Source organism: [Flexibacter] sp. ATCC 35208 (genome assembly GCF_001975825.1).
Lineage (GTDB): Bacteria > Bacteroidota > Bacteroidia > Chitinophagales > Chitinophagaceae > Chitinophaga.
Genome location: NZ_MTKN01000061.1, coordinates 47068 through 50769, shown reverse-complemented (window position 1 = coordinate 50769; position 3702 = coordinate 47068). Strand labels below are relative to the sequence as shown.

The 3702-nt window shown below is 43.2% G+C and carries 3 protein-coding genes; all 3 read right to left on the bottom strand.

The window, feature by feature from the left end; genetic code table 11:
• Positions 1-58: 58 nt before the first annotated feature.
• Positions 59-475, bottom strand: coding sequence for an AidA/PixA family protein (locus tag BW716_RS28060; RefSeq protein ID WP_235643963.1), 417 nt, complete (start codon positions 473-475; stop codon positions 59-61).
• Positions 476-529: 54 nt separating this feature from the next.
• Positions 530-1591, bottom strand: coding sequence for a hypothetical protein (locus tag BW716_RS28055; protein WP_083729257.1), 1062 nt, complete (start codon positions 1589-1591; stop codon positions 530-532).
• Between the two features lie 155 nt (positions 1592-1746).
• A partial coding sequence (locus BW716_RS28050; protein WP_143709075.1) for an MBG domain-containing protein occupies positions 1747-3702 on the bottom strand: 1956 nt, incomplete at its 5' end.

Genomic DNA, 3702 nt, shown 5'->3' with positions numbered 1-3702 from the left:
GACCTTTTTGGTCAGCCCCCACATAAAACTTTCAATATGTAGTGTAAAGCTATCCCGATTATTGTACCTGGATAGTTGGATCCCAGTAGTAGCAACCATAAAGGATCTGATTTTCAGGATTAGCCGGATCCACTTCATATAGGGCAAAATATATGGTAAAGGCTTCTGTCCCTTTAGTTTTAACCTTGGACTCGAATGAATAAAACGTTACTGAGGTCTGTGTTCCCGGCAAGGCATCTGGTTGTGAAGGTACCACTGCACCGCTTCTCACTTCCTCATCCGACCGGAAAGGATTAAACACATTGGGGTTACCACTGTTTGGTGATATATTATAGATGATAACAGCATCATCTGAATTATTGGAAATAGTAGTAGCCCAGAATGCTACATAGTCCTGCACATTTGCAGAGAAGATAATATTAGCCGGGTCATTCTGTCCATTGGCCTGCCCTTTATAGTTCGCTTTAGGGCATATCAGATACCAGCGGCCATCCTCAAAGAAGGTGTATCCGAAACCAGAAAAACACTATTAGCATACAGGCAGTTCATAGCTGAGAAAGTGTCCCTCACCGGTCGTTAGAAACAGCTGGTCATGCAAAATCATTACGTTGATAATATTACTACTGTAATCAAAAATATAATCCGGATTGGTAGTGGGATGACCATCCAGGTTATATGCTGTAAATGCTATTCCCTCCGGCATTAGCTCTGCCTTACAAATTAAATCTTTTCTGTCCAGCAATAACAATCTGCCAAACTGGGAAACGACCAAAATGGTAGTATCATCTATAAAGAATACACTATAGTTGATATTATCGGGTTCTGCAGCAGGAAAATCTTTACTGCCGTCAAAAATTGCCTGCTGATCCTGCTCCGCTACTTTGCTGATCTCAGGGAAGGAGTAGATTTCCAGTGGCCCGTCATAATGAGGCGCCATGACAAACTCTTCCCCGGATGGAGCAAAGTTGCCCATGATCATATCATCACATTGGGTAAGTGCAGTCAGGGAAATGATACCATTTTTTAGCTGTAACTTTAACAGGATGGCTTCTTCCTGTCCAGCTGAGGCTTCCAGCAGAATAATGCTATTGTCCGGGGTAGTATGAAATGTGTAGACATATTGCTGGCTTTCCAGTAGTGGGTGAGTAGCGACCACTTCAAAATCTGAAGTATTTATTACATGTAGCGCGTCACTTTCATTTTCATCACCTGGCAATACATACCAGATCGTTTTATTATCCCTGCCGAAATAACAGGATGCACCCAGGAAACGGCCCCAGGAAAGATGTTCTATAGTATATAATTCGGTTGTAGCTTCTCCATCCAGAATACGCATATTGGTCGTGTCCGCAATAGCAATCAGGCTACCATCAGGAGAAGCAGACAACTTGCTGCTTACATAACTCGCTTGCTGCCCCTGTATGATTTTTTCCCAAACTATTGCAAGGTTCGCATTGAGCTTTGTAATCAGTGGTTGACCCGCAAAGTTCATGAGGATTTCTCCATTCGGCAATGGCACTACGCTAACGGGGTTAGCAGCGAATGTCTGTTTGTTTTTTAACGGCAGCTTTACATGCGGAAATTGGCTCATGTATGGTGTTTATGTCAGCGCAAAGGTAATACACAGCCAACTTTTCTGAAAACCTGTATTTATAACATGATGGGGTGGTGGGCTTTCCCATCGGCATTCGATGGCAAAATTAATAACGGGCTTCAAAGTTGTATACTTCGAAGCCCGTTGTTATTTTAATGTAATAATGTCACGACCCCCTGCCGTTGAATAATTTGTCCATTAGTATCTATTGCTTCTGCGTTCCATATATATGTGCCTACCTGCTGTAGTACTCCACCATATCGACCATCCCACCCCTTTGCAGGATCATTGGTTTGATATATTTTATTGCCCCAACGATCATATATCCTCAGGAATTTAAATTCTTTTACTCCTCTCAGATTTACTCTGAATACATCGTTTGTTCCATCGCCATTTGGTGTGAAAGCATTTGCCGCAATGATATCATACCTTATAGTCGGATTTACCAGCAAAGTATCAGTTGTTATGCAGCCTGATGGGAACACCATCTGTATTTGATATTCCTGACTACTTTGAATTGTTGCTATAGGATTGTATATAGTTACATCAGATAAACCGGTTGAAGGCGTCCAGGTGTATACCGCATCTGAAAGATTACGCGCTGATAGTTGAGTAGGTAATCCGGATGTGGTATTTATGGTAGTTAGTCTCGTAGCCGCAAGTTGTGATGCAATGTTTATAATTTGCGTTGAAGTGGCTGCCAGTAATGGGCATTCCTGTGGTGTAGCTGTTAGAGACACTGTGAAATCACCGGGAGTGGTATAGGTAAAATGGGCGTCAGTGTTATTGTCGGTTTGTCCGTCACCGCTGCTCCAGGTATAATCTACCACACCACTTGTATGAATGTCAGATGTATTGGTGAATGTAACCGCTGTATTTTCACAATATGTATTAAAGGTAAATGATGCTGTTGGAGGCAGAATTCTGCTAACGGTAATACTATTGGTTGCATTAGCAGTACATCCATTTCCATCAGTTGCGACAGCAGTGTATACACCGGTTGTTGTTAATGAAAGGGTACCGGTTTCTCCACCATTGATTTGACTATTGTCCAGCAACCACTGGTAGGTATAATTTCCGGAAGCGGTAAGTGTTATGGTAGCATTGTTACCGCAAAGCACTGCGCCTTCTGTTGCGCTCAGGGTAGCTGCGGGGAGTGCATAAATGGTTAAAGTACCATTTACATAAGTGATAGTATAGTTGGATGCTGCAGCACCAGAAGGTATGATGTCATAATTACCTGCTGTTGTAGCTGCTGTAGCAATAGTGGTGGCTACCGGCTGAGCGGCTAATTCAGTAATGCTTTCTCCATTTACCCAACCATTATAGGTAAATGTAAATGATGGATCATTGGCGCCAAAACAACGTGCTTTGTTGTCGGCTGTAACGGTAAGTGCAGCTTTGTTGATGGTTAATGTACCAGTAGCATATGTTATATCATAGTTTGAGGCGGTAAGGCCGGAAGGTATGATCGTGTAGCTGTTTACAGCTGTTGCTCCCTGGGAGGTACCCGTGTAAGTGATCGTGCCTGTTAATGCTGCTGATGCATCTTCCCCATTTACGAAGCCATTGTAAGTTACGCCGTTCCCACCGCTGAATGGTATACCATCATAGGTTTTGGTAAGATCACTGGCAGTAATAGTAAGTGCCGCCTTGTTGATGGTTAGAGTGCCGGCAGTATATGTTATATCATAGTTTGTGGCGATAAGGCCGGAAGGTATGATCGTGTAGCTATTTACAGTTGTTGCTCCCTGAGATGTACCTGTGTAAGTGAGCGTGCCTGTTAATGTTGTTGATGCATCCTCACCATTTACGAAGCCACTGTAAGTTACACCGTTCCCACCGCTGAATGATATACCATCATATGTTTTGGTAAGATCACTGGCAGTGATGGTAAGTGCGGCCTTGTTGATGGTTAATGTACCGGAAGCATACGTTATATCATAGTTTGTGGCTGAAAGCCCTGAAGGTATGATCGTGTAGCTATTTACCACTGTTGCTCCCTGAGAGGTACCTGCGTAAGTGATCGTACCGGTTAATGCTGCTGAAGCGTCTTCACCATTTACGAAGCCACTGTAAGTTACGCCATTCCCACCGCTGAATGATAT

What these genes read in the sequence shown, in the direction of transcription:
- BW716_RS28055 (WP_083729257.1), bottom strand. Translation starts at nt 1,591, where the DNA reads ATGAGCCAATTTCCGCATGTAAAGCTGCCGTTAAAAAACAAACAGACA.